Origin of the sequence: uncultured Sphingomonas sp. (assembly GCF_964237335.1) — a bacterium.
Classification (GTDB): domain Bacteria; phylum Pseudomonadota; class Alphaproteobacteria; order Sphingomonadales; family Sphingomonadaceae; genus Sphingomonas.
Map to the genome: position 1 here is coordinate 1 of NZ_CAXSHM010000026.1, position 23,330 is coordinate 23,330.

At 69.6% G+C, this 23,330-nt stretch carries 23 protein-coding genes; 13 read left to right on the plus strand and 10 right to left on the minus strand.

All coding sequences use genetic code 11. The features are described 5' to 3' along the window. Positions 1 to 145: 145 nt before the first annotated feature. A complete protein-coding gene (locus ACFE65_RS12655; protein ID WP_375382723.1) occupies positions 146 to 361 on the plus strand; it encodes a hypothetical protein in 216 nt (71 codons plus the stop codon). A gap of 14 nt (positions 362 to 375) precedes the next feature. On the opposite strand, the gene ACFE65_RS12660 is transcribed toward ACFE65_RS12655, so the two are convergent. From ACFE65_RS12660 to ACFE65_RS12670, 3 genes are all read right to left on the minus strand, one after another. Further along, positions 376 to 2,196 carry an AMP-dependent synthetase/ligase gene (locus ACFE65_RS12660; protein ID WP_375382724.1) on the minus strand — a complete coding sequence of 607 codons (1,821 nt, stop codon included), beginning with the start codon at positions 2,194 to 2,196 and terminating at the stop codon, positions 376 to 378. 133 nt (positions 2,197 to 2,329) lie between these two features. Next, entirely contained in the window at positions 2,330 to 4,063 is a 1,734-nt protein-coding gene (locus tag ACFE65_RS12665; RefSeq protein WP_375382725.1) for a gamma-glutamyltransferase family protein, read from the minus strand. Positions 4,064 to 4,225: 162 nt separating this feature from the next. Continuing rightward, entirely contained in the window at positions 4,226 to 5,299 is a 1,074-nt protein-coding gene (locus ACFE65_RS12670; RefSeq protein ID WP_375382726.1) for a quinone-dependent dihydroorotate dehydrogenase, read from the minus strand. A gap of 157 nt (positions 5,300 to 5,456) precedes the next feature. Between ACFE65_RS12670 and ACFE65_RS12675 the strand changes: the two genes are divergently transcribed. From ACFE65_RS12675 to ACFE65_RS12710, 8 genes are all read left to right on the plus strand, one after another. Then, on the plus strand, positions 5,457 to 5,936 hold the full coding sequence (locus tag ACFE65_RS12675) for an SUF system Fe-S cluster assembly regulator (protein WP_375382727.1): 480 nt from the start codon (positions 5,457 to 5,459) through the stop codon (positions 5,934 to 5,936). Positions 5,937 to 5,939: 3 nt separating this feature from the next. Further along, positions 5,940 to 7,424: a Fe-S cluster assembly protein SufB gene (gene sufB, locus ACFE65_RS12680; protein WP_375382728.1), complete on the plus strand. Its 1,485-nt coding sequence runs from the start codon at positions 5,940 to 5,942 to the stop codon at positions 7,422 to 7,424. After that, the gene (locus ACFE65_RS12685; RefSeq protein WP_375382729.1) at positions 7,421 to 7,882 is read left to right on the plus strand and encodes a hypothetical protein; all 462 of its coding nucleotides are present in this window, start codon (positions 7,421 to 7,423) and stop codon (positions 7,880 to 7,882) included. The genes sufB and ACFE65_RS12685 overlap by 4 nt, the downstream gene beginning before the upstream one ends. Then, positions 7,869 to 8,732 (plus strand): Fe-S cluster assembly ATPase SufC, encoded by an 864-nt coding sequence (sufC, locus tag ACFE65_RS12690; RefSeq protein ID WP_375382766.1) that lies wholly within the window; start codon positions 7,869 to 7,871, stop codon positions 8,730 to 8,732. The genes ACFE65_RS12685 and sufC overlap by 14 nt, the downstream gene beginning before the upstream one ends. Positions 8,733 to 8,883: 151 nt before the next feature. Further along, on the plus strand, positions 8,884 to 9,954 hold the full coding sequence (locus ACFE65_RS12695) for a SufD family Fe-S cluster assembly protein (protein WP_375382730.1): 1,071 nt from the start codon (positions 8,884 to 8,886) through the stop codon (positions 9,952 to 9,954). A 182-nt stretch (positions 9,955 to 10,136) separates the two neighbouring features. Continuing rightward, positions 10,137 to 11,315, plus strand: coding sequence for a cysteine desulfurase (locus ACFE65_RS12700; RefSeq protein WP_375382767.1), 1,179 nt, complete (start codon positions 10,137 to 10,139; stop codon positions 11,313 to 11,315). Between the two features lie 10 nt (positions 11,316 to 11,325). After that, positions 11,326 to 11,799: an SUF system Fe-S cluster assembly protein gene (locus ACFE65_RS12705; protein ID WP_375382731.1), complete on the plus strand. Its 474-nt coding sequence runs from the start codon at positions 11,326 to 11,328 to the stop codon at positions 11,797 to 11,799. 120 nt (positions 11,800 to 11,919) lie between these two features. Next, entirely contained in the window at positions 11,920 to 12,273 is a 354-nt protein-coding gene (locus ACFE65_RS12710; protein WP_375382732.1) for a HesB/IscA family protein, read from the plus strand. Positions 12,274 to 12,348: 75 nt separating this feature from the next. On the opposite strand, the gene ACFE65_RS12715 is transcribed toward ACFE65_RS12710, so the two are convergent. From ACFE65_RS12715 to ACFE65_RS12745, 7 genes are all read right to left on the minus strand, one after another. Beyond that, positions 12,349 to 12,840, minus strand: coding sequence for a nuclear transport factor 2 family protein (locus ACFE65_RS12715; RefSeq protein ID WP_375382733.1), 492 nt, complete (start codon positions 12,838 to 12,840; stop codon positions 12,349 to 12,351). A gap of 8 nt (positions 12,841 to 12,848) precedes the next feature. Beyond that, positions 12,849 to 13,943 (minus strand): glycosyltransferase, encoded by a 1,095-nt coding sequence (locus tag ACFE65_RS12720; protein ID WP_375382734.1) that lies wholly within the window; start codon positions 13,941 to 13,943, stop codon positions 12,849 to 12,851. Between the two features lie 133 nt (positions 13,944 to 14,076). Beyond that, complete coding sequence (locus tag ACFE65_RS12725) at positions 14,077 to 15,162, minus strand: glycosyltransferase (protein ID WP_375382735.1); 1,086 nt, start codon at positions 15,160 to 15,162, stop codon at positions 14,077 to 14,079. Continuing rightward, complete coding sequence (locus ACFE65_RS12730) at positions 15,159 to 16,379, minus strand: glycosyltransferase (RefSeq protein WP_375382736.1); 1,221 nt, start codon at positions 16,377 to 16,379, stop codon at positions 15,159 to 15,161. Before ACFE65_RS12730 ends, ACFE65_RS12725 begins: the two co-directional genes overlap by 4 nt. Next, positions 16,376 to 17,719 carry a glycosyltransferase family 4 protein gene (locus tag ACFE65_RS12735; RefSeq protein WP_375382737.1) on the minus strand — a complete coding sequence of 448 codons (1,344 nt, stop codon included), beginning with the start codon at positions 17,717 to 17,719 and terminating at the stop codon, positions 16,376 to 16,378. The genes ACFE65_RS12730 and ACFE65_RS12735 overlap by 4 nt, the downstream gene beginning before the upstream one ends. Continuing rightward, positions 17,716 to 18,774 carry an SDR family NAD(P)-dependent oxidoreductase gene (locus tag ACFE65_RS12740; protein ID WP_375382738.1) on the minus strand — a complete coding sequence of 353 codons (1,059 nt, stop codon included), beginning with the start codon at positions 18,772 to 18,774 and terminating at the stop codon, positions 17,716 to 17,718. The genes ACFE65_RS12735 and ACFE65_RS12740 overlap by 4 nt, the downstream gene beginning before the upstream one ends. A gap of 154 nt (positions 18,775 to 18,928) precedes the next feature. Then, a complete protein-coding gene (locus tag ACFE65_RS12745) occupies positions 18,929 to 20,044 on the minus strand; it encodes an NAD-dependent epimerase/dehydratase family protein (RefSeq protein WP_375382739.1) in 1,116 nt (371 codons plus the stop codon). Positions 20,045 to 20,208: 164 nt separating this feature from the next. On the opposite strand from ACFE65_RS12745, the gene ACFE65_RS12750 reads away from it, so the two are divergent. The 4 genes from ACFE65_RS12750 to ACFE65_RS12765 are packed head-to-tail and all read left to right on the plus strand — an operon-like array spanning position 20,209 to position 23,317. Next, positions 20,209 to 20,805, plus strand: a complete 597-nt coding sequence (locus tag ACFE65_RS12750) for a histidine phosphatase family protein (protein WP_375382740.1) — start codon at positions 20,209 to 20,211, stop codon at positions 20,803 to 20,805. Further along, complete coding sequence (locus ACFE65_RS12755) at positions 20,806 to 21,609, plus strand: TIGR04290 family methyltransferase (RefSeq protein ID WP_375382741.1); 804 nt, start codon at positions 20,806 to 20,808, stop codon at positions 21,607 to 21,609. Beyond that, entirely contained in the window at positions 21,606 to 22,544 is a 939-nt protein-coding gene (locus tag ACFE65_RS12760; RefSeq protein ID WP_375382742.1) for a beta-xylosidase, read from the plus strand. Before ACFE65_RS12755 ends, ACFE65_RS12760 begins: the two co-directional genes overlap by 4 nt. Continuing rightward, positions 22,541 to 23,317 (plus strand): NTP transferase domain-containing protein, encoded by a 777-nt coding sequence (locus tag ACFE65_RS12765; protein ID WP_375382743.1) that lies wholly within the window; start codon positions 22,541 to 22,543, stop codon positions 23,315 to 23,317. Before ACFE65_RS12760 ends, ACFE65_RS12765 begins: the two co-directional genes overlap by 4 nt. Positions 23,318 to 23,330 lie beyond the last annotated feature (13 nt).

The window sequence follows — 23,330 nt, forward strand, 5'->3', positions numbered from 1 at the left end:
CGGCTTCCTGCCTTGGAGGATATCGTACACCTGCCGGTGCCCGATTTCCTTCACAAGAACGGACTTAGGTGGACTGCGCCGCTCTTCCCAAAACCAGACATTGCCAGCAAGGTCGTTCGGCGCGGGCTTGCAGCAGGGGACGAGAATGGGCGAGCACATCAGCCTCTATATGCGGCTTCTGGACGAGGGAGTGGATGTGTGGCGTCCGGTCGAGGCCGAGTCGCTGCCGAGTGACGGCTATCGCATCCTCGGCCCGGTGCCCGACGGAGAAACGTGGGAGTTCCAGCCGGGCGCGATCGTGCGCGGGCAGCAGCACAGATTCAGTGGCGGTGAGCAAGGCATTGTAGCGGTGAGCCGTTAGTCCGCTTGCGCTGCTCACCCCCGGTACAACCCGTCCAGCCGCTCGCCATACACCTCGCGCAGCACGTGCCGCCTGATCTTTAGCGAAGGCGTCATCTGGCCGTTCTCGATGGTGAACGGCTCGTCCGCCAGGATGAAGCGGCGGATTTTCTCGGCGGCGGACAGGTCGCGGTTCACCCGGTCGATCGCCGCCGACAGCCCGGCGCGATACGTCGGATCGTCCGTCCCTACGTCCGGATGCGCGGCGCGCCACCCGGCGGTCCACTCCGCGTCCGGCACGATCACCGCCACCATATAGGGCCGCCGGTCGCCAGCGATCATCGCCTGGCCGATCTCCGGCTGCAGCGTCAGTATCCCCTCCACCTTCTGCGGCGCGACGTTCTCGCCCTTGTCGTTGACGATCAGGTCCTTCTTGCGGTCGGTGATGCGGATGCGGCCGCGCGGATCGAACTCGCCAATGTCGCCGGTATGGAGCCAGGCGCCTGCGCCATCCTGCGGGACGGGGTCGACGAGCACGCGCGCGCTCTCCTCGTCGTTGCGCCAATAGCCGTGCATCACATTCTCACCGCGCACCAGTATCTCGCCGTCGTCGGCGATCCGCACCTCGATCTCCCCGAGCGGCGGTCCGACCGTCTCCATCGCGATCCCGGCGCGCGGGCGGTTGCACGAGATGATCGGTCCCGCCTCCGTCTGGCCATAGCCCTGCAACACCAGCATCCCGACCGCGGAGAAGAAGTCCCCCACCGCCGGGGCGAGCGGCGCGCCGCCCGAGATCATCGCCTTCAGCCGGCCGCCGAACCGCGCGCGCACCCGGGGCCGCAGCAGCAGGGCGACCGCCAGCGACGCGGGACGATCGGCGAGGCGGACGCGACCGTCGTCACGCCGCGCCTCGATCGCCGCCGCGCGGACGAGCAGCCGGGCCCCGATCCCGCCCTTTTTCTGGACGCCCTGGACGATCCGCGTGCGCAGCACTTCGCACAGGCGGGGAACGACGACCATGATCGTCGGGCGCGCCTCCTCGATGTTGCTCGCCAGTTTCTCCAGCCCTTCGGCGTAATAGGTCTGCGCGCCCAGGCCGATCGCCAGGAACTGACCCGCGCTATGCTCATAGGCGTGCGACAGCGGCAGGAACGACAGGAACACCTCCCCCTTGTCCCCGCTGCCCCAGCCGATGTCCTGCGCGATCGCCGCGCTGGTGCCCGCGACGTTGTGGAGGATCGCGCCGTGATGCTGGCGCACGCCGCGCGGGGAGCTGCCGGTGCCGCTGGTGTAGATGATGCAGGCGAGGTCCTCGCGCGCGAAGGTCGCCGCCGCTTCCGCGTCCGCCGGGTCGGCGGGATGGGCGGCGACGAGCGCATGCCAGTCATGGAAGACGACGCCGGACGCGGCGGCGGCGGCGCCCGCGCGCATCGCATCGATGCCGATCACCAGCCGCATGGCGTCGGCGCGCAGGACCGCTGGCATCAGCGCCCGCGCGAGCTTGTCCGTCGAGACGATGACGGCGCGAGCGCCCGAGTTCTCGATGATATGGCCGTGGTCGCGCGTCGTGTTGGTGACATAGGTCGGCACCGTCACGCAGCCCGCCGCCATGATCGCGAGATCGGACAGGCACCATTCGGGGCGGTTCTCTGAGACCAGCATCACCCGGTCACCGGGGACGAGCCCGATCGCGCGCAAGCCCGCCGCGAGGCTCGCGACCTGACGCGCCGCGTCGGCCCAGGAGATCGCGGCCCAAGAGCCATCCGTCTTGCGCCACAGGAACGGCGCATCGTCGCCGGTCCGGGCGCGCGCGAAGAACATCGCGACGAGATTGGGGAAACGTTCGAGCTTGCGCATTGCTTATCCGATGACCGGCGGGTGCAGAGTTAACCGCCGTCACCCCGGCCTTGAGCCGGGGTCCCGCTTCTTCTTTCCTGCGAGGTGGAAGAGAGCGGGACCCCGGGTCAAGCCCGGGGTGACGGAATAGTGGTTACTCCGCCGGGCGGGGCTGGCCGGTGCGGACGATCTGCGTCACCGATCCGTCCGTCCCCATCGCGACGCCCTCGCTGCGCGGATCGGCGGCGCCGACCCACGTGTCGCCGACCCGCTCGATCGCATTGGCTTTCAGCCCCAGCGGCGCCGACTGCACCCGCTCGCCCAGCGCCTGGAGCGCGGGTACCATCGCGTCGAGTTGCGTGCCCTTCTCCGCGGTCGCGGTCGGCCCCGGCGCGTAGAGCAGCCCGAGCGCGATCGCGTCCTGCGCGGACAGATGCCAGTCGATCACCCCGACGATCGCCTTCGCCACCTGCGCAATGATCGTCGACCCGCCCGCCGCGCCCACCGCCAGCCGCACCGCGCCGTCCGGGCCATAGACGATCGTCGGCGACATCGACGAGCGCGGCCGCTTGCCGCCCTCCACCCGGTTGGCGACGAGGTAGCCGTCCTTCGCTGGCGCGAAGTCGAAATCGGTCAGCTGGTTATTCAGCATCGTCCCGCCGACCGACAGCCCGGAGCCGAAATAGCCCTCGATCGTGGTCGTCACCTCGACGACGTCGCCGGCCGCGTCGACCGCCGCGACGTCGGTAGTGCCGGGAACTTCGCTGGTCGGCACGGTCTTGCGCGGCGGGGCGCCGGCGGGCGCGCCGGCGGTGACGGTCGCCATCGTGCCGTCGGGCGCGATCAGCGCCGAGCGGCCGGCGATGTACACAGGGTCGATCAGGGCTTTCACCGGCACCGATACGAAATCCGGATCGCCCAGATACCGGTCGCGATCCGCATAGGCCAGCCGCTCCGATTCGGCGAACAGGTGCCAGGCGGTGGGCGAGTCCTTGCCCAGCCCCGTCATGTCGAACCGCTGGAGCTGGCCCAGTATCTGCAGCACCGCGACGCCGCCCGACGAGGGCGGGCCCATGCCGCAGATGCGATAGCCGCGGTACGTCCCGCACACTGGCGGGCGCGGCTTCGCGCGATAACTCGTGACGTCGGTGACCGTCATCTTCGACGGGTTGCGCGCGGCGCCGTTGACGGCCGCGACGATCCGGGCGGCATCGGGCGCGGCGTAGAAGCGTTCGGCGCCCCCGGTCGCGATCTCGCGCAGGAAGGCTGCCTGGTCCGGGTTCTTGAGGACGGTGCCGACGGGCAGCGCCTTGCCGTCGCCTGCAAAGAAGTGCGCGCGCGCCCAGGGATCGACGTGCGTCCCGAAATTGTTGAGCCCGTTAACCAGCCGCGGCGTCATCGCGAAGCCATCGCCCGCCAGCCGGATCGCCGGGCCGAACAGCGTCGCCCAGGGCAGCTTACCGCCGCTGCGATGCGCCGCCGCCATCGCGCGGAGCGCACCGGGGATGCCGACGCTGCGGCCGCCGGGCACCGCCTGAAAATGACCCATCGGCTGGCCGTCGTCGCCGTAGAACCAGTGGCCGTCGGCGGCCTTGGGGGCGGTCTCGCGGCCGTCGATCGTGGTGAAGGCGTGGGTGCGCCCGTCGTGGCCGACCCAGAACAGGCCGCCGCCGATGCCGCTGTTCTGCGGCTCGACGACGTTGAGCGCCAGCATCGTCGCGATCGCCGCGTCCGTGGCGGTGCCGCCGGCGCGCAGCATCTCGACGCCCGCCGCCGCCGCACGCGGGTCCGACGCGCTGACCATGCCGGTGGCCGGTGCGGGAGCCGGCCGCGCGGCGACGGCGGCGGGCAGGGCGAGAGCGGCGGCGAGCGTGAGGAGGGTTCTCATCGCGCCGCAGCGTAGCGGCGCCGGGCGGCGGTGCAAGCCGCGAGGCTTAGGGTTGTCTCACTTCTTCCGTTTACCCTGAGCTTGTCGAAGGGCTGTCCTTTCTTAAGAAGAAGGACAGTGCTTCGACAGGCTCAGCATGAACGGGAAAAGAACTGTCGGTACTTACATGTCTACCCCCACCGCCTCCGCCACGCCCGCAAACCCGTCCCGCGCCAGCAGCGCATCCAGCCCCGTCAGCATCCGCGCCACCAGCCCCGGGCCCTCGTACACCAGCGCGGTGTAGAGCTGGACCAGGCTCGCCCCCGCCCGGATGCGCGCATAGGCCTCCGCCGCGCTGCCGATCCCGCCCACCGCCACCAGCGGCAGCCTGCCCCCGGTCGCGTCCCGGAACGCCGCCAGCGTGGCGCGGGCGGCGGCGCCAAGCGGCGCGCCCGACAGCCCGCCGGTCTGCCCGGCATGCGCCGACCGGAGCGCCGCCGGGCGCGAGACGGTGGTGTTGCCGACCACCAGCGCGTCCACCCCGCCCGCAATCGCCGCCCGCGCGATCGCGTCGATCGCCGCGGGGTCGAGGTCGGGCGCGACCTTCAGCCACAGCGGCGTGCGGCCGCCCGCCATCCGCGCACCGTCGCACACCGCGAGCAGGTCGCGCAGCGCGTCCCCATGCTGCAGGTCGCGCAGCCCCGGCGTGTTGGGCGAGCTGATGTTGATCGTCACGTAATCGGCCACCTGCGCCGCGGCGGCGACGCCATAGGCATAGTCGGCGATCCGATCGGCCGAATCCTTGTTGGCGCCGACGTTGATGCCCAGCACGCCCGTCCTGAGCGCGGGCCCCGTCTTGAGCGCGGGCCGGCCGGCCCGCCTCGCCGATCGGGCGCGCGCCAGCCCCGCCTCCAGCCCGCCGTTGTTGAAGCCCAGCCGGTTGATGAGCGCGCCGTCGGCGACCAGCCGGAACATCCGCGGCTTCGGGTTGCCCGGCTGGGGCAGCGGCGTCAGCGTGCCGATCTCCACCGCGCCCGCGCCGATCCCGAACAACCCGTCGATCGCGCGCCCGTCCTTGTCGAGCCCCGCCGCGATGCCGATCGGGTTGGCGAAGGACAGTTCCCCGAGCTTCGTCGCCAGCCGGGGACGCGGCGCAGCCGCACGCGCAGGCCGGAGCGCGAGCGAGCGCAACGCGACGCCATGCGCCCGCTCCGGATCGAGCAGGAACAGCGCGGGGCGGATCGCACGATAGATCATGCGCTCGACATGGCAGCGGTGCCGAGCGCGGTCAAAGCGGCGCGGCAACCCATGACGCCTTGCGAGACGTTCGCAAAGATAGCGGTTGATCGACGCGCCGCGTCGCACCATCTCGCAATCGGATCAGATCGGTCCGATTTGAGAACGCTTCGCAACAATGCGCCTTTCCAGCCTTGCCGATTATGCGATCGTGATGATGTGCGCCGCCGCGCGCCACGGCCTCGACGCGCGCCTGAACGCGACGCGGCTGGCCGAGGAAACGCGTGTGCCGCTGCCCACCGCGCAGAAGCTGGTCAGCCGCCTTGCCGCCGCCGGCCTGATCGAATCGACCCGCGGCACCGGCGGCGGTTTCGTGCTCGCGCGACCGGCGGGCGCGATCAGCCTCGCCGACATCATCGAGGCGGTGGAGGGTCGGATCGCGCTCACCACCTGCGTCGACACGCAGACGCACGACTGCGCGCTCGATCACCATTGCTCGGTCAAGCCGCATTGGGGCGTGGTGAACGAGGCGGTGCGCGGGGCGCTGGCGGGCGTGAGTCTCGCCCAGCTTTCCACCGTTCGTGCTGAGCTTGTCGAAGCACCTGCGGCACGCCCTTCGACAAGCGCAGGGCGAACGGTTTTAGAGGTTCAGGTTTAGATCATGGCCACCAAGAACGCTGAAGCCTATGCGGCCGTCGCCAAGACGTACGAGTGGGGTTTCCACTCCGACATCGAACAGGACTTCGCGCCCAAGGGGCTGAGCGAGGACACGGTTCGCTACATCTCCGCCAAGAAGGGCGAGCCACAGTGGATGCTCGACTGGCGGCTGAAGGCGTATGCGAAGTGGCTCACGATGGCGGCGCCTGACTGGTCGAAGATGAACGTGCCGCCGATCGACTATCAGGACGCCTATTACTACGCCGAGCCCAAGCCGAAGCCCAAGCTCGGCAGCCTGGACGAGGTCGATCCCGAGATCCTGCGCGTGTACGAGAAGCTCGGCATCCCGATCGGCGAGCAGAAGATGCTGGCCGGTGTCGAGGACCTCGATGCGGACGGCAACCCCAAGCGCCGCGTGGCGGTGGACGCGGTGTTCGACAGCGTGTCGGTCGCGACCACCTTTCGCAAGGAGCTGGAGGCCGCCGGCGTCATCTTCCGGTCGATCAGCGAAGCGATCAAGGAATATCCCGATCTCGTCCGCAAGTGGCTGGGCAAGGTGGTGCCGCAGCACGACAATTACTTCGCGACGCTCAACAGCGCGGTCTTCTCGGACGGGACGTTCGTCTACATTCCCGAGGGCGTGCGTTGCCCGATGGAGCTGAGCACTTACTTCCGGATCAACGCCGAGAACACCGGCCAGTTCGAGCGCACGCTGGTCGTCGCCGACAAGGGTTCGTACGTCAGTTATCTCGAAGGCTGCACCGCGCCGATGCGCGACGAGAACCAGCTTCACGCCGCGGTGGTCGAGCTGGTCGTGATGGACGATGCCGAGATCAAATATTCGACCGTGCAGAACTGGTATCCGGGCGACGAGAACGGCGTCGGCGGCATCTACAATTTCGTCACCAAGCGCGCGCTGTGCCAAGGCAAGAACAGCAAGGTGTCGTGGACGCAGGTCGAGACCGGTTCGGCGATCACCTGGAAATATCCGAGCTGCGTGCTGGCGGGCGACGGCTCGGTCGGCGAGTTCTATTCGGTGGCGGTGACGAACAACCGCCAGCAGGCGGACACCGGCACCAAGATGATCCACCTGGGCAAGAACACGAAGTCCACGATCGTGTCGAAGGGGATCAGCGCGGGGCGGTCGGACAACACCTATCGCGGTCTGGTGCGCGTCGGCCCGACGGCGGAGAACGTGCGCAACTTCACCCAGTGCGACAGCCTGCTGCTCGGCGACCAATGCGGCGCGCACACGATCCCGTACATCGAGGTGCGTAACCCGAGCGCGCAAATCGAGCACGAAGCGACGACGAGCAAGATCAGCGAGGACCAGTTGTTCTACGCCATGTCGCGCGGGCTGGACGCGGAAGCGGCGGTGGCGCTGATCGTCAACGGCTTCGCGCGCGAGGTGCTGCAGCAACTGCCCATGGAGTTCGCTGTCGAGGCGCAGAAGCTGTTGGGGATTTCGCTGGAGGGGAGCGTGGGATGAGCGGGGTCGAGCAGCGCATTGCCGATGCGTTAGCTGATCTCGAGGGCCTTCTCGCAGACGGTGTCGCTGTGACTGCTGCTGTCGAAGAAGCTGCCCGGATCTATGATTTCAAACCTCAAAATTTGCACGTTCGTGCAGTCAAGGAGCTAGGTGATCTCGAGGAAATCAGGGCTAAGTTCGCTCGTCTTAAGAAAGAGCGTGAACGAGACACATTCCTGAGAAAGAGGGTTGCTGATTACGTTGAGCGATTCCTAGCAAATCATCCCAAAGCTCAACTGCCGTTTGTTCCTATCAACCGTTGGATAAAGAACGAGTTTATCGGCGATCGCCTTGAACGCGACATCGCATTCGCGGAGGCGCGAATAGCGATTGTTCGACAGAAGAAGTTAATTGATGCGGCTGAGCAGGAAAGAGCTCAGGCGCTCCATCAAATTCGAGAGCGTAATGCTGAAGATTGAAAACCTCCACGCCGAAATCGACGGCAAGGAAATCCTCAAGGGCTTGTCCCTTACCGTCAACGCGGGTGAAATCCATGCGATCATGGGGCCGAATGGCGCGGGCAAGTCGACGCTCGGCTATGTGCTCGGTGGGCGGCCGGGGTATGAGGTGACGGGGGGGAGCGTGCGCTTCAGCCCCACACCCGTCACCCCGGGCTTGACCCGGGGTCCCGCTTCTTCTTCCGACGGCGCGCAAGGTAGCGGGACCCCGGATCAAGTCCGGGGTGACGAAGAAGGAGAAGGTTGGATCGACCTCCTCTCCCTCGCCCCTCACGAGCGCGCCGCCGCCGGCCTGTTCCTCGGCTTCCAGTATCCGGTCGAGATCCCCGGCGTCTCCAACGTCCAGTTCCTGCGCGAGGCGCTCAACGCGCAGCGTGGCAGCCGGGACGAGAAGCCGCTGTCGGGCGCCGAGTTCCTGAAGCTCGCCCGCGCGCAGGCCGCTGCGCTGGAAATGGACGCCGAGATGCTCAAGCGCCCGGTCAACGTCGGCTTCTCCGGCGGCGAGAAGAAGCGCAACGAGATGGTGCAGATGGGGATCACCAACCCCCGCCTCGCGATCCTCGACGAGACGGACAGCGGCCTCGACATCGACGCGCTGCGCATCGTGGGTGACGGCATCAACCGCATCATGCGCCAGAAGGCGGGGGGGCCCGACAAGGCGGTGATCCTCATCACCCATTACCAGCGCCTGCTCGATTACGTGCGGCCGGACGTGGTGCACGTGCTGGAGGCGGGCCGCATCACGCGCACCGGCGGCCCGGAACTGGCGCTGCAGCTGGAGCGCGAAGGCTATGCGCAGGTGAGCGCGTGAGCCCCTTTCTCATCCGCCCCCGGAGCATGGCTCCGGGGGCGGGGGACCAGCGAAGCTGGTGGAGGGGGCGGCCGTCTTCTGGCCGTCCGGCGCTCACCCCCCTCCACCCGCTGCGCGGGTCCCCCTCTCTCTGCTCGGGGGAGGATGACGCGTGAGCACTCTCCTCGACCTCCCCTCCACCCGCGCCGAGGCGTGGCGGTGGGCCGATCTCGGCGGGCTTGCCGCCGCCGCCGCGCTCGCGCCGGTGGCGGCGCCGGAGCATGATTTCCTTGATCTTCCGGGCGCCCGCCTGCTGTTCGTCGACGGCGTGCTGGACGAGTCGCGCTCGACGCTCGGCCCGGTGACGCTGGCCGATCTCGCGGCGGGTGACCACGCGCTCGGCAAGCATGCCGCCGGCACCGGCTGGTCGCTGCGGCTCGACCGGAACGCCGTCGCCGATCCGGTGCAGGTCGTCCACGTCGCCACCGGCGCTGAGAACCACCTGCCCGCCGAGATCATCCTTGCCGATGACGCGGTCGGCCAGGTGGTGGAGACCTTTGTCGGCGCAGGCTGGCAGAACCGTGCGACCCGGGTCACGCTCGGCCGCTCGGCGCGGCTGATGCGCGCCGTCCGGCTGATCCAGTCGGCGGGCTTCACGAGCCTGCGCGACGAGGCGGTGATTGGTGCTGGTGCCAGGCTGGTGACGACGTTCCTTGGTGCGGGTCAGGCCGGCACCCGCATCGACGGACACGTCCGCGTGGGCGAGGGCGGCTATGCCGAGATCGGCGGCGCGTTGCTGATCGCGGGCGAGCAGAAGCAGGAGTGCGCGATCCGCGTGCATCATGCCGCGCCGGGCGGCCAGTCGCACCAGCTCTGGCGCGCGGTGGCGGCGGACCGCTCCACCGCCAGCCTTGCCGCCGCGGTCGAGGTCGCGCGCCATGCGCAGAAGACCGATGGCGAGCAGTCGCTGCGCGGGCTGCTGCTCAAGCGCACCGCGACGGTGAACCTCAAGCCCGAGCTCGAGATCTTCGCCGACGACGTGAAATGCGCGCACGGCGCGACGGTGGGCGAACTCGACGCGCGCGCGCTGTTCTACATGGAGTCGCGCGGCATCCCGAAACCGCGCGCGCAGGCGCTGCTGACGCATGCGTTCGTGGCGGATGCGCTGGGTCGGATCGGGGATGAGGCCGTACGCGACGCATTCACGGCGGACGCCGACGCCTGGCTGGAGAACGCGTTGTGAGCGAAGGCATCTCAATCCTCCCCGAGCTCGTCTCGGGGAGGGGGACCGCTCGCGAAGCGAGTGGTGGAGGGGCCGTCTTAGACGGCAGTCGTCGCCCGCCGCCCCTCCACCATTCGCCTGAAGAAGGCGAACGGTCCCCCTCCCCGAGCAAGCTCGGGGAGGATCGAGAAGACGCGCTCGACCTGCTCGCCGACTTCCCCGCCATCCCCTCCGGCTGGTCGTACCTCGACACCGCCGCCACCTCGCAGAAGCCGTGGCCCGTCATCGATGCGATCACGCGCGGCTATGGCGAGACCTACGCCACCGTCCACCGCGGCGTGTACCAGCGCTCCGCCGACATGACGGTCGCCTATGAGGCGGCGCGGGGTGCCGTCGCGCGGTTCATCGGTGGCCGTCCTGACGAGTGCGTGTTCGTGCGCGGCGCGACCGAGGGCATCAATCTCGTCGCGCAATGCTGGGCGGCGACGCAGCTCAAGGCCGGTGACCGCATCCTGTTGTCGATGCTGGAGCACCACAGCAACATCGTGCCATGGCAGATGGCCGCGGAGCGGGGGGGCGCCGCGATCGACGTCGTTCCGCTGACCCACGACGGACGTATCGACCTCGACGCGATGGCGGCGATGATCACCCCCGCGCACAAGATAGTCGCATTGTCGCACGTCTCCAACGTGCTCGGCTCGGTGCTGGACGCCAGGCGCGCCTCGGAGCTGGCGCATGCGGTCGGCGCGACGATCCTGATCGACGGGTGCCAGGCGGTGCCGCGCATGGCGGTCGACGTCGCCGCGATCGGCTGCGACTTCTACGTCTTCTCGGGCCACAAGCTCTACGGCCCGACCGGCATCGGCGTGCTGTGGGGCCGCGCGGAACTGCTGGCGAAGATGCCGCCCTACCAAGGCGGCGGGTCGATGATCGACCGCGTCACCTTCGAGCGCACGACCTATGCCGCGCCGCCGGGCCGGTTCGAGGCGGGGACGCCGCACATCGTCGGCGCGCTCGGGCTTCATGCCGCGATCGACTATGTCGAGAACATAGGCCTCGACCGCATCCACGCGCACGAGACCGCGCTGGTCCGCGCCACCCGCGAGGCGCTGTCGGGGCTCAACTCGGTGCGGCTGCTGGGGCCGCCGGACTCGGCTGGCATCGTCTCGTTCGAGGTCGAGGGGGTGCATCCGCACGACGTCGGCACCATCTTGGACGAGGCGCAGGTCGCGATCCGCGCCGGCCATCATTGCGCGCAGCCGCTGATGCAGGCGTTGGGCGTCGAGGCGACTGCGCGGGCGAGCTTCGGCGTGTACAATGGCCCGGCCGACGTGGACGCGCTGGTGCGGGGACTCGAGCGGGTAAGGAAGATTTTCGGATGAGGACTGGCGGATGAGCGAGCCGTTCCGGGTCGAGGAAGTGGAGAGCGTGACGCCGCCCCCCAAGGCGCGCGTGGAGGGCGCGTCCGCCGAGAGCATGGCCGACACGTTCGGCCGCAAGCGCGATTACCTGACGGGCTTCCTCGCGCAGCAGCCGGTGGCGGCGGGCGCGGGCGAGCCGGGGGGCGAGCTGTACGAGGCCGTCGTCGGCGCGCTGAAGGAGATCTTCGACCCCGAGATCCCGGTCAACATCTACGAGCTCGGCCTGATCTATGGCGTCGACGTGACCGGCGACGGCGATGTCGCGGTGACGATGACCCTGACGACGCCGAACTGCCCGGTCGCGGAGTCGATGCCCGCCGAGGTCGAACTGCGCGTGAGCGCGGTGCCGGGCGTGCGCGCCGCCGAGGTCAACCTCGTCTGGGACCCGCCGTGGGATCCCGCCAAGATGAGCGACGAGGCCCGGCTTGAACTGGGAATGCTGTGATCGTCGGTCAAAGTGGTACTTTGATCGACTTAAGGGATTGCCGTTCGTTTCGAGCGAAGTCGAGAAACGGTATCCGCGTACTGGCTTCTCGACTTCGCTCGAAGCGAACGGATTGAACTGATGGCGACGATTGCACGACCCCGCCCAGCGGCGCTCCACCTGACCGCATCCGCCGAGGCGCGGATCGCGTCGTTGATGGCGCGCGCGCCCGAGGGGTCGGTCGGCGTGAAGCTCTCGACGCCGCGGCGGGGCTGTTCGGGGCTGGCTTATTCAGTCGACTACGTCCCCGACGCCAAGCCGTTTGACGAGCGGATCGAGACGCCGGGCGGCACGCTGTTCGTCGACGGCGGGTCGATCCTCTACCTGATCGGCAGCACGATGGATTGGGTGGAGGACGATTTCACCGCCGGCTTCGTGTTCGCCAACCCCAACGCCAAGGGCGCCTGCGGGTGCGGGGAGAGCTTCACGGTCTGATCGTAGTGTCACACCGGACTTGATCCGGGGTCCCGCTTCTACGTCGATCGTCCGTTCAAGAAGCGGGATCCCGGCTCAGGGCCGGGATGACGAAGGCGGCTCGCAATCCGTCCGCTGCGTCCAGGTGACGTTAAGCACCCGCCACCGGCCGCCCTCGCGCACCAGGTCGAAGTGGTCGGTGCCGCAATGATCGACGCGACCGTCGATCCGGAACTGATACGGGCTCCAGACCATCGCGATATTGTCGTCCACCTCGACGGCCGGATCGGACAATCGCTCCTCATAGCGTTGCGAGCCGGGCTTGATGCGGGCGGCGAACTCCGCCCACCCATAATGGTGAACGCCGTCCGCCGTCACGGCGGTGGCGCCACCGTCGGCACGCACGTCGGCGAGGATCGCCGCCGGATCGCGCGCGGCCAGCCCCGCCAGCATGCGCTGCACCGTCGCCAGCACCTCCGCCGCGGCGCCGTCCGACGATAGCGGCAGCGGGTCGGCGGGTGGCAGCCGGTCGGTCGAGTGGTCGGCGCGCTGGGCGGCGGCGAGGATCAGGAGCGGAAGCAGGATCATGGCGCTTCCTACCTTGCCCGGCCAGCGGTGACGAGCGCCGCGCGCCGGGCGGCTTCGAGCAGGTGATCCTCCAGCTCCCGAGCCCGGTGCGCGGCGGTGTGCTGCGCCAGCACCCGCGCCTGTCCGGCAAGCCCGATCGCGGCGGCGTCTGGACGATCCAGGGCCGCGAGCACGTCGTCCGCGCCGCCTTCTCCGTTGCCGGCCAGCACGATCTCGCGATCTGGCACCAGCAGCTCGGCCAGCCCGTCCCACCGGTCCGACACGATCGGCGTCGCGCAGGCGGCGGCCTCGAACAGCCGCACCGACGGCGACCATCCCGCCGCCACCATGTCCGCCCGCGTCACGTTCAGCGTCCAACGCGACGCGGAGTAGAAGGCGGCGTGGTCCGACGGCGGCAGATGCTCGATCCGCTCGACGTTGGCGGGCCAGTCGATCTCGGCCGGATATTGCGGCCCGGCGACGACGAAGCGCCTGTCGGGCGACCGGCGCGCGGGCTCGATCAGCAGCCGTTCGAGCACCGGCTGGCGATCGGGGGAATAGGTGCCGAGGTACGACAGGTCCCACCGCTTGGGCTCGCCGGTCGGCTGGTAGGCGGCGGGATCGACCGAACAGTAGAGCGCGCGCGCCGCCGCCGAGCCGTATTCGGCCTCGATCCGGCGCAGCGTCGGCCCGCCGGTGAACGACAGGTACACGTCGTAGCCGGGGATCAGCGCGGGCGAGAGATATTCGAGGTCGCCGCGCGCCAGCTTGGCGAGCGTGACGGGCGTGTCGATGTCGTAGAAGCCGGTGGTGCCTGTCGCGGTCGCCTGCACCCACTCGCCCACCGCGACGCCGTCGGGCACGTACGACCCGACTATCACCGCGTCGGCGCGCGCCACCTCGGGCGCCCAGCCGGCCAGATCGTCGAGGTCGCGGTAGAAGGCGAGGCGACAGTAATCGGGGTCCGCCAGGTCGCGCTGCCCTGCGTACCAGGGCACGTCGCGTTCGAGGAACAGGATGTCGTGGCCGCGGGCGGCGAACGCCTTGAGCAGCGCGCGATAGGTGGTCGCATGCCCGTTGCCCCAGGAGGACGACAGCGACAGGCCGAGGACGACGAGTTTCATGGGCGAGGAGTGGAAGGAGAAGGGCAGGGCTTCGACAAGCTCAGCCTAGACGGTTCTTGGGTGAGGCTATCTTTGCCCCAACCCCGTTCAGGCTGAGCTTGTCGAAGCCCTGCCTTCTCTTGTCCCACCGCCATCACGCTCCCCGCATCCGCGCCACCCGCTCGCGCAGCAGCGCGTCGACCTGCCGCGCGCGCAACGCATAGGTGTGCTCGGCCAGCACGCGCGCCAGCGCCGCCTCGCCGATCGCTTTCGCCCGCTCCGGGGTGAGCGCCGCCAGATGCTCGGCCACGTCCTGCCCGTCGCGGGCCACCAACACCTCGGTGTCGGGGATCAGGAACTGCTCGATCCCCTCCCACGCGTCGGTGATCAGGCACGCTGCTGCGCCCGCGGCCTCGAACACGCGGGTGGCGGGGGAGAAACCGATGCTCGCCATCGAGTCGCGCGCCACGTTCAGCACCGCGCGGGGTGTGCAGTTGAACGCGTTGTGCTCGGCGGTGTAGACGTGGCCACGGTGGCGGACGTTGGCGGGCATCGCCTTGTCCTGCCAGCCGTTGCCTCCGATCAGGAAGCTCTGCGCCGGCAGCATCGCCGCGGGGCGGAGGAAGAACTCCTCCACGCGCGCCTCGCGATCGGGCAGGCGGTTGCCGAGGAAGGCGAGGTCGCACGCGAACCGCTCGTCGCGCGGCACCGGATGATGGGTCGCGGGATCGAGCGCGTTGTAGACGGGCACGCACTCCTTCGCGCCGAACCCCTCGTAGGCGTCGATCACCGGCGGGCCGCCGCCATAGGTCAGCACCAGATCGAGTTCGTCCAGCGCGCCAAGCACCGGGTGGCCGGGATCGGCGCGCATCTCGTCCAGCGTCGCGGCGGCGTCGACGTCCCAGAAGATCTTGAGCGCGTGGGCGTGGCCCGCGTCGAGGATGCCCTCCAGCAGCTCGCGGTCGTACACGCCGACGCCCGACGCCTTGACGACGACATCCGCCGCACCCGCCTCGGCCAGCACCGAGCGCAGGCCTTCGTCGGTCGCGGACCACACCACCGATCGCGCATAGGCGGGCGGATCGATGTCGCGATGCTGCTGCCGGTCGAACGCGTCGGGCTCATAGAAGGTGATCTCGTGGCCATGGGTGGCGAGCGCCGACAGGATGCCGCGGTAATAGGTCGCCGCGCCGTTCCAGTAGGACGAGACGAGGCTGGAGCCGTAGAAGGCGATCTTCACTTCAAGGGTCCTTGTTCGATAAGCACTCCACCTTCTTCCGTCCGCCCTGAGCTTGTCGAAGGGCTGTCCTTCTTCTGCGCGAAGAAGGGCAGGGCTTCGACAAGCTCAGCCTGAACGGGGGAGGGTGGGTCGCTACGGAGCCTGGCGACGATCCCCAGCAACTCGTCCACCCGATGCGCGCAGGTGTGGCGGGCGCGGATCGTCTCCAGTCCCGAGGCCGCGAGCGCCGCGCGCTCGGCAGGGTCGTCGCGCAGCCTGGCGAGCGCCTTCGTCATCGCAGCGCCGTCCGCTACCATCAGGAAATCCTCGCCGCCGCGAAACAGGCCTTCGCTGTCGCTCCACGGTGCCGACACGAGGGGCAGGCCGCAGGCGAGCGCCTCGAACACGCGGATCGTGGGGATGCCGGGCAGGATGGTGGTGTAATAGCGGCGCGGTACGTGGACGGTCGCCAGGGCCTGCGCGAAGATGCCGGGCGCCCGCGCGTTGGGCGCCCAGCCGTGATAGCGCGCGCCGTAACGCGCTAGCGTCGCCCGCGCTTCGTCGGGATAGCGGACGCCGTAGATGTCGAGGCCCAAGCCGGCGGCGCGGGCGGGCGCGAACAGGAAGCTCTCCAGCTCGGCGGTGCGTTCGCCGTCGCCCCAGTTGCCGATCCAGACGAGGCCGTCGCGCGGGCCTTCCTGCTCGGGCGGGTGGAACAGCCGCGTGTCGGCGGCCTCGTGCCACGTCCACACGCGGTCGCCCCAGCCCCAGCGGCGGTACACCTCGCTCAGCGTCTCGCCGAACGCGAGCACGCCGTCATAGCCCGACAGGTCGAACGCGCGGATCGCGTCCGGATCGCTGACGGCGCGGTGGTGGGTGTCGTGGAACAGCAGGGTGAACCGCCCGCCCGCCTTGCGGGCCGCGCCGATGGCGGCGACCAGCGCCGGCTCGTTCCATTCGTGGACGATCACGAGATCGGCGTCACCGACCAGCTCGTCGACCTGCGTGTCGGGCGCGAAGGCGGTGGACGACAGCTCGGGATAGGCGGCGCGGTAGGCGTCGAGCCCCGCGTCGCCGGCGTCCGCGATCAGGTTGGTAAGGCTCCAGTTGCCCGCCGGTTCGAGCGCGCGCACGTCATGGCCGCGCGCGATCAGCTCGCGCAGCACGCCGCGCAGGAAGTGCGCGTTGCCGTGGTTCCAGCAGCTTGCGAGGCTGTGGGTGAGATAGGCGATCCTCATGCGACGCGAACCCGGTCAAGGCGGCCGATCTCGCGATCCTCCCCCGCCAGGGGGAGGGGGACCGCCGAAGGCGGTGGAGGGGGAGGAGTCCTGTCCCGTGGTGTCGGGGCTCCGCCCCCTCCAACCTCGCGCTCCCTGGCGGGGGAGGATAGGAGGGGCCGGCGGAGGATCTGGTCATAGACCGCCATCATCGCCGCCGCGGTCGCCTCGGGCGTATAGCGGGCGGCGCGGGCTTGGGCGGCCTCGCCCAGCGTCTCGCGGTCGGCCCGAGCGCGGTCGATCGCTGCGGCCCAGTCGGCCGGGTCCTCGCTCGTCACGAACAGCGCGGCGCCGTCCCACAGCTCGCGGAAGGTCGCGATGTCGGACAGGACGAGCGGGCAGCCCGCCTGCGCCGCCTCCAGCACCGCGAGGCCGAACGGCTCGAAGCTCGCGGCGGAGACGAACACCGGCCGGGCTGCGAGCGCTGCGGCGAGGGCGGATGTGGAGAGGGTGCCGAGGTGACGCAGGTGCTCGCACACGACCGTCTCGCCATGCGGCCCCGTCAGCGGCCCGGCGGCGCGGATCGGCGTGAGCGCCGCGACCCGATCGAGCAACGAAGTGCGCTTGACGCGGTCCCACAGCCGGCCGGCGGTGAGGGCGTATCGCGCGGGGGCGGCGGTGGGGAGGAGAGAGGGCGTGCGCCCGTTGTGGATAGCGACCGGCGAGCGGGGCAGATGGTAGCGGCGCTGCACGGCGGTGGCGTAGCTCGCGCTGGGCACGATCGCGGCGTCGGCGGCGAGGAGGCCGTCGCGAACCATCGCCGCGTGCCAGGCGAATGGCGCGGGCAGCGGCTCGCCCGGGTGCGCAGCCTCCCACCAGGGCGCGACGGACCCATGCTCCACGGCCACGACCGGCACCGGCCAGCGGGTCGCACCGGCGAGGGCGGGGGAGTTCAGGTGGACGAGATCGGCGCCGACGTCTCGGGCAAGGGCGGCGAGCGCGGCGGCGGCGGCGCGGACGGGACCGGGGCCGTCGCAGAGCCAGTCGAGGGGGAGGTGAGTGTCGAGGATCGTCATTTCGCCGACGATTGCGTCCCCTCTTTCCGTTCGTCCTGAGCTTGTCGAAGCCTGTCCTGAGCGACTGCCGTAGGCAGTCAGTCGAAGGGGATTGTCCTTCTTCGCCGAAGAAAAGGGCAGGGCTTCGACAGGCTCAGCCTGAACGGAGTTGGGGAACTGATCGGGCTCTCTTGGCCCCATCACCGCCACCACCGTCTCCACGCCCAGCGGCGCGAGCGCGGCCGCCAGTTCGGTCGCATATTGCCAGACGCCGCCCACGCGGTCGGCGGTCATCAGCAGCTTCACGCCACCGCGCCCTGGGGTTGGCCGACGGACAGGTTCAGCCGCCGCTCGCTCGCCAGCCACGCCGCCAGCCGCGCCACGCCCTCGCGCCAGTCGACGCGGGGGCCCAGATCGAGCGCCGCCTGCGCCGCGCGCGTGTCGGCGACGAAGTAACGCTGGTCGCCCGCGCGCCAGTCCGACGATTCGATCGCCACCTCGCGGCCGATCAGCTGCCCCATGTGCGCCAGCAACTGGCGCAGCGACACGGCGTTGGCGGGCCCGCCGCCCAGGTTGAACGCTCGGCCCTTCACTTGGCCGATCCGCTCCCAGGCCCGCACGTACGCGTCGACCGCGTTGGAGACGTCGAGGATGTCGCGCACCTGATGCCCGTCACCGTACAGCGTGATCGGCTTGCCTTCGAGCGCGCGGATCAGGAAATGCGCGACCCAGCCCTGGTCCTCCGTCCCCATCTGGCGGTGGCCGTAGATGCAGCTCATCCGCAGGACGCACGTCGGCACGCCGAAACTGCGCGCATAATCGAGCACATACTGGTCCGCCGCGCCCTTGGAACAGCCATAGGGCGTGTGGAAGTCGAGGCTGCGGCCCTCGCCGATCCCGTGCGCGCGCACGTCCGCGTCGACGGGGACATAGGCCTCGTTCTCCAGCGCGAAGTCGAGGTCGGCGAGGTCGCCATAGACCTTGTTGGTGGAGGCGAAGATCAGCGGCGTGCCGTCGCCCTTATGGCGTAGCGCCTCCAGCAGCGCGAAGGTGGCGCCGATGTTGATCTGGAAGTCGTCGACCGGGTCCGTCATCGACGTTGTGACCGCGACCTGCGCGGCGAAATGGAACACCGCCTTCGCGTCCGAAGTCGCGGCGGTCAGCCGGTCATGATCGCGCACGTCGGCGTGGACGAACTCGACCTGCTCGCCATGGCTGGCCCGCAGCCACGCAAGGTTCGCCTCCACGCCCGGCCGGCTGAGCGCGTCATACACCCGCACCCGATGCCCGTCGCGCGCGAGCCGGTCGGCGAGGTTGGAGCCGATGAACCCCGCGCCGCCGGTGACGAGGACAGGGTTCACAGCCAATCCTCCCCGCGCGGAGCGGGGGGAGGGGGACCGCCGGCGAAGCCGGTGGTGGAGGGGCCGGCGAAGCCGGCGCTGCGCGCCGCCCCTCCACCAGCTGCGCTGGTCTCCCTCCCCATGCACTGCATGGGGAGGATTGGATTGTCGCCCCTCACGCGACCAGCCCCCGCTTTTCCAGTTCGGCGCGGGCGGCGGCGACGTTGTCGGTCGCGGTCTGGTCCGCCACCCAGTCGGCGAGCACCGCCAGCCCGGCGCCGAAATCCTGCGTTGCGCGGAAGCCCAGTTTCTCGGCCGCGAGCGTCGTGTCGCAGAAACAGTGGCGGATATCGCCGATCCGCGCCTTGCCGACGATCTCGGGCTCCAGGTCGTTGCGCCCCATCGCGCGGGCAAGCTCGCGCGCCACGTCTGTCACCGAGCGGTCGTGCCCCGATCCGATGTTGAACGTGCCCCCCGCCGCGCCCGGCAGCACCAGTGCGTCCGCGAACGCGCGGGCGACGTCGGAAACGTGGACGAAGTCGCGCCGCTGCTCGCCGTCCTCGAAGATCATCGCCTTCTGCCCGTTGAGGAAGCGCGACGCGAAGATCGCCAGCACGCCGGTATACGGGTTCGACAGCGCCTGGCCCGGGCCATAGACGTTGAACAGCCGCAGGCACACGCCCTCCATGCCATAGGGCGCGGCCATGATGTGCGTCGTGCGCTCCTGCACATATTTGTTGAGCGCATAGATCGACGAGAGCGCGGGACGCTTCCACTCCGGCGTCGCGACCGGCACCAGTGGGCGGCCGTGCGCGTCGACCGGGTCCCATATCGTCAGTCCGTCGCGCAGACCGGGACGGTCCGCATCCTCCACCAGCGCGCCGTCGGCATCGCGGTACAGCCCCTCGCCATAGATCGACATGGACGAGGCGGTGACGACGCGGCGCACCGGCTGGTCGATGAGCTTCTCGAACAGGACCGCCGTGCCGACGTCGTTGGTGGAGGTATAGCGTTCCACCTCATACATCGACTGGCCGACGCCGACCTCGGCCGCCAGGTGGATGACGCTGTCGACGCCGTTCAGCGCCCGCGCCACCGCGTCCTTGTCGCGCACGTCGCCGCGGATCAGCTCGGCGTCGGGGGACAGCATCTTCGATCCGTCGACCTGGCCGTGGACCTGCTCAATCAGGCTGTCGAGCACGCGAACGCGGTTGCCGCGGCGGAGCAGTTCTTGCGTGACGGCCCGGCCGATGAAGCCTGCGCCGCCGGTGACGAGGACGGTCTCGCTCACGCCCGCGACGCCCTGGGGGTTGACCCGATACCGCGTTCGGTGTTGCTTGCCATGCGTTCGGCTACTCCCTGTTGCGCCTTCTGTGCAGTCGGATAGCCCGGCTTCTTCATCTTTGTTCCTGCCGGTGTCAATCACGGCGCCACACCGCCGGCAAGGGGAGACGCATGACCACGACCTTCCTCCTCGTCCGCCACGCCGTCACCGCCGACGTCGACGTGCGGATGTCGGGTCGGCGGCCGGGCGTGCCGCTGAGCGCCGCCGGAGTCGCCCAGGCGGCCGCGCTCGGCGCCCGGCTGGCGGTGCGGCCGCCCGACGCGATTATCGCGAGCCCGCTGGAGCGCACCTGTGAGACGGCCGGGGCGATCGGCCGCGCGACCGGCGTGCCCGTCGAGACCGACGACGCGCTGCTGGAGATCGACGTCGGCGAGTGGACGGGCGTCGGCTTCGATCAACTGCGTACCGATCCGCGCTGGGCGACCTGGAACGCCGAGCGCGCCACCGCCCGCTGCCCGGGCGGCGAGAGCATGGCCGAGGTGCAGGCGCGCATCGTCGCGCTGATGCGGCGGCTGACGGCGGAGCGGGTCGGCGCGACGATCGCGCTCGTCACCCATTCGGACCTGATCCGTGCGAGCGTGTGCGACACATTGGGTTTGGGGTTGGCCAACATCCACCGGTTCGATATCGACCCCGCGTCGGTCACACGCGTCGTGGCGGGCGAGTGGGGCGCGCGCGTGATGTCGATGAACGAGGGGCTGGGCTGAATGGCTGATGGCGAGAGCCTGCGCGAGCGCGTCGATGCGCTGGCGCCCTGGTTCCACAATATCGACCTGGGCGGCGGGTTGCGGACGGCACCCGATCATTTCCTCGGCGACTATCCTGCGTTCAAATATGCGCGCTTCGCCGACGCGATCCCCACGGACCTGACCGGCAAGTCGGTCCTCGATATCGGCTGCAACGCGGGCTTCTACTGCGTCGAGATGAAGCGGCGCGGCGCGGCGCGCGTGCTCGGGATCGATTCGGACGATCGCTATCTCGCGCAGGCGCGGCTCGCGACCGACGCATTGGGCTATGGCGACGTCGCGTTCGCCAAGCTGTCGGTCTATGACGTCGGCGCGCTTGCCGAAAAGTTCGACGTCGTCGTGTTCATGGGCGTGCTCTATCACCTGCGCCATCCGCTCCTCGCGCTCGACCTGATCCGCGAGCACGCCGTGAGTGAGGAGGGGGCGGGCGGCGCGATGCTGTTCCAGACGATGCGGCAGGGGTCGAAGGACGCGCATGCGGCACCGGAGGATCACCCGTTCTTCGAACCCGGCACCCATGACCGGCCCGCGTATTTCGACGATCCTGCTTACCCCAAGATGCATTTCATCGAACGGCGGTTCGCGGGCGACTGGACCAATTGGTGGGCGCCCAACCGTGCCGGCAGCGAGGCGATGCTGCGCGCCGCGGGCTTCGCGATCGAATCGCATCCCGAGGACGAGGTCTATTGGTGCCGCGTCGCGCCGGTGCCTTATGGCGACCGGGGGCCGGCCGCGGTTTACCCCGCAAGAGGAGACGGCCGTTGATCGAAGCGGCGATGATCTGGAACGAGCCCAACAACAAGTCGCATTGGGACATCGGACAGGATCCCGACTGGTCGCTTTTCTCGCACATGGTCCGGCTGGCGGGGCAGGCGATCCGGGATGCCAATCCGGCGATCCCGCGGGTGCTGGGCGGCATGTCGCCGATCGATCCCGTCTGGATACGGCGGCTGGAGGAGCATGGCGCGCTCGATCATGTCGACGTGGTCGCGGTCCATGGTTTCCCGCTCGACTGGAACCTGTGGCCGATCCACGCCTGGCCCGACAAGATCGCGGAGATCGAGGCGGTGACGCGGCTGCCGATCTGGGTGACGGAGGTCGGCGTCGGCAGCTTCGGCGCGGAGGAGGTGCAGGTATTCGGCCTCAAGCGCACCGCCGAACTGCTGCTTCGCCGCGTGCCGCGCGTCTTTTGGTACTCGCTGTTCGATCTGCCGATGGCATGGGGCGCGGAGACGCGGCACCGCGAGGCGGAGGGATCGAGCTATTATCGCCATTTCTACATGGGACTCATCCGAGAGGACGGCACGCCCAAGCCCGCGCTCGACGATTACGCAAAGATCGCGGGCGAGATGGGGCTGATGCAGTGGTTCCACTTCCAGGACCCGCGGCTCGACGACGCGGTCGGCTGGATGAAGCGGCTGGGTACGCGGCGGCTGCGCACGGGGCTTAGCTGGGCCGACTCGTTCCGCCCGGGCGCCGTCGAGTGGTTCGACCGTATGATGGACGCGCTGGCGCCGTTCGACACCACCGTCACCTTCTGCTTCACCCCGGCCCACATGGGCGTCGAGCCGCACCACACCAGCCCGGCGCGCGAGCCCGAGCGGTTCGCGGACTTCTGCGCTTGGGCGATCGACCGCTATGCGCCCGCCGTACCGGTGCGCGCGGTCGCCGCTCCCGTCACGGCGCGGGCGCTCGCATGATCGACACCGCCATCATCCTGGCGGCCGGGGAGGGGACCCGGCTTCGCGCCGCCGCGCCGTCCAAGCCGCTGTGCCCGGTCGGCGGCAAGCCGCTGGTCGACCATGCGCTGGAACGGCTGGCGATGGCGGGCATCGCGCGCGCGATCGTCGTCACCGGCTATCGCGGCGCCGAACTGACCGCGCATCTCGCCGCCGGAGGCCAGACCGGACAAGGCTGGCCGCTGGCGGTCGAGACGGTGGCGGTGACGGACTGGGCGTTGCCCAACGGCGTGTCGGCGCTGGCGGGCGGGCGTGCGGCGGGTGGCGCGTCGTTGCTCGTCATGTGCGACCATCTGGTGAACCCGGCGCTGTACCGGCTGATGGCCGAGGTCGGCGCCGGCGCGGGGCTGCGGCTGGGGATCGACCGGAACCTCGATTCGGATGCGGTGGATCTTGACGACGTCACCTGCGTCGAGACGGATGGAGCCACCCGCATCGTCGCGATCGGCAAGGGCCTCGCGAGCTACGACGCGTTCGACACCGGCGTGTTCGCGGTCGGACCGGCGTTCTACGCGGCGCTCGCGGCGCTCGATGCCCCCTCGATCACCGAGGGCGTCCGGGTGCTCGCTGCGCAGGGCCTGGCGCTGGTCGAGGACGTGGGCTCGCTCGACTGGATCGACGTCGACGACCCGCCCGCGCTCGCCATGGCGGAGCGACGGATGGAGCGGCCGATCCCCGCAAAGGCGCTTGGCGCCTCGCGTTTGCGACGCCTGCCGCTTGCGTCAAGGCCCTGAAACGCGCATGACG

Coding starts and splice junctions, on each gene's coding strand:
- ACFE65_RS12655 (WP_375382723.1), top strand. CDS start 146: ATGGGCGAGCACATCAGCCTCTATATGCGGCTTCTGGACGAGGGAGTG.
- ACFE65_RS12660 (WP_375382724.1), bottom strand. CDS start 2,196: ATGCGCAAGCTCGAACGTTTCCCCAATCTCGTCGCGATGTTCTTCGCG.
- ACFE65_RS12665 (WP_375382725.1), bottom strand. CDS start 4,063: ATGAGAACCCTCCTCACGCTCGCCGCCGCTCTCGCCCTGCCCGCCGCC.
- ACFE65_RS12670 (WP_375382726.1), bottom strand. CDS start 5,299: ATGATCTATCGTGCGATCCGCCCCGCGCTGTTCCTGCTCGATCCGGAG.
- ACFE65_RS12675 (WP_375382727.1), top strand. CDS start 5,457: ATGCGCCTTTCCAGCCTTGCCGATTATGCGATCGTGATGATGTGCGCC.
- sufB (WP_375382728.1), top strand. CDS start 5,940: ATGGCCACCAAGAACGCTGAAGCCTATGCGGCCGTCGCCAAGACGTAC.
- ACFE65_RS12685 (WP_375382729.1), top strand. CDS start 7,421: ATGAGCGGGGTCGAGCAGCGCATTGCCGATGCGTTAGCTGATCTCGAG.
- sufC (WP_375382766.1), top strand. CDS start 7,869: ATGCTGAAGATTGAAAACCTCCACGCCGAAATCGACGGCAAGGAAATC.
- ACFE65_RS12705 (WP_375382731.1), top strand. CDS start 11,326: ATGAGCGAGCCGTTCCGGGTCGAGGAAGTGGAGAGCGTGACGCCGCCC.
- ACFE65_RS12710 (WP_375382732.1), top strand. CDS start 11,920: ATGGCGACGATTGCACGACCCCGCCCAGCGGCGCTCCACCTGACCGCA.
- ACFE65_RS12715 (WP_375382733.1), bottom strand. CDS start 12,840: ATGATCCTGCTTCCGCTCCTGATCCTCGCCGCCGCCCAGCGCGCCGAC.
- ACFE65_RS12720 (WP_375382734.1), bottom strand. CDS start 13,943: ATGAAACTCGTCGTCCTCGGCCTGTCGCTGTCGTCCTCCTGGGGCAAC.
- ACFE65_RS12730 (WP_375382736.1), bottom strand. CDS start 16,379: ATGAGGATCGCCTATCTCACCCACAGCCTCGCAAGCTGCTGGAACCAC.
- ACFE65_RS12750 (WP_375382740.1), top strand. CDS start 20,209: ATGACCACGACCTTCCTCCTCGTCCGCCACGCCGTCACCGCCGACGTC.
- ACFE65_RS12755 (WP_375382741.1), top strand. CDS start 20,806: ATGGCTGATGGCGAGAGCCTGCGCGAGCGCGTCGATGCGCTGGCGCCC.
- ACFE65_RS12765 (WP_375382743.1), top strand. CDS start 22,541: ATGATCGACACCGCCATCATCCTGGCGGCCGGGGAGGGGACCCGGCTT.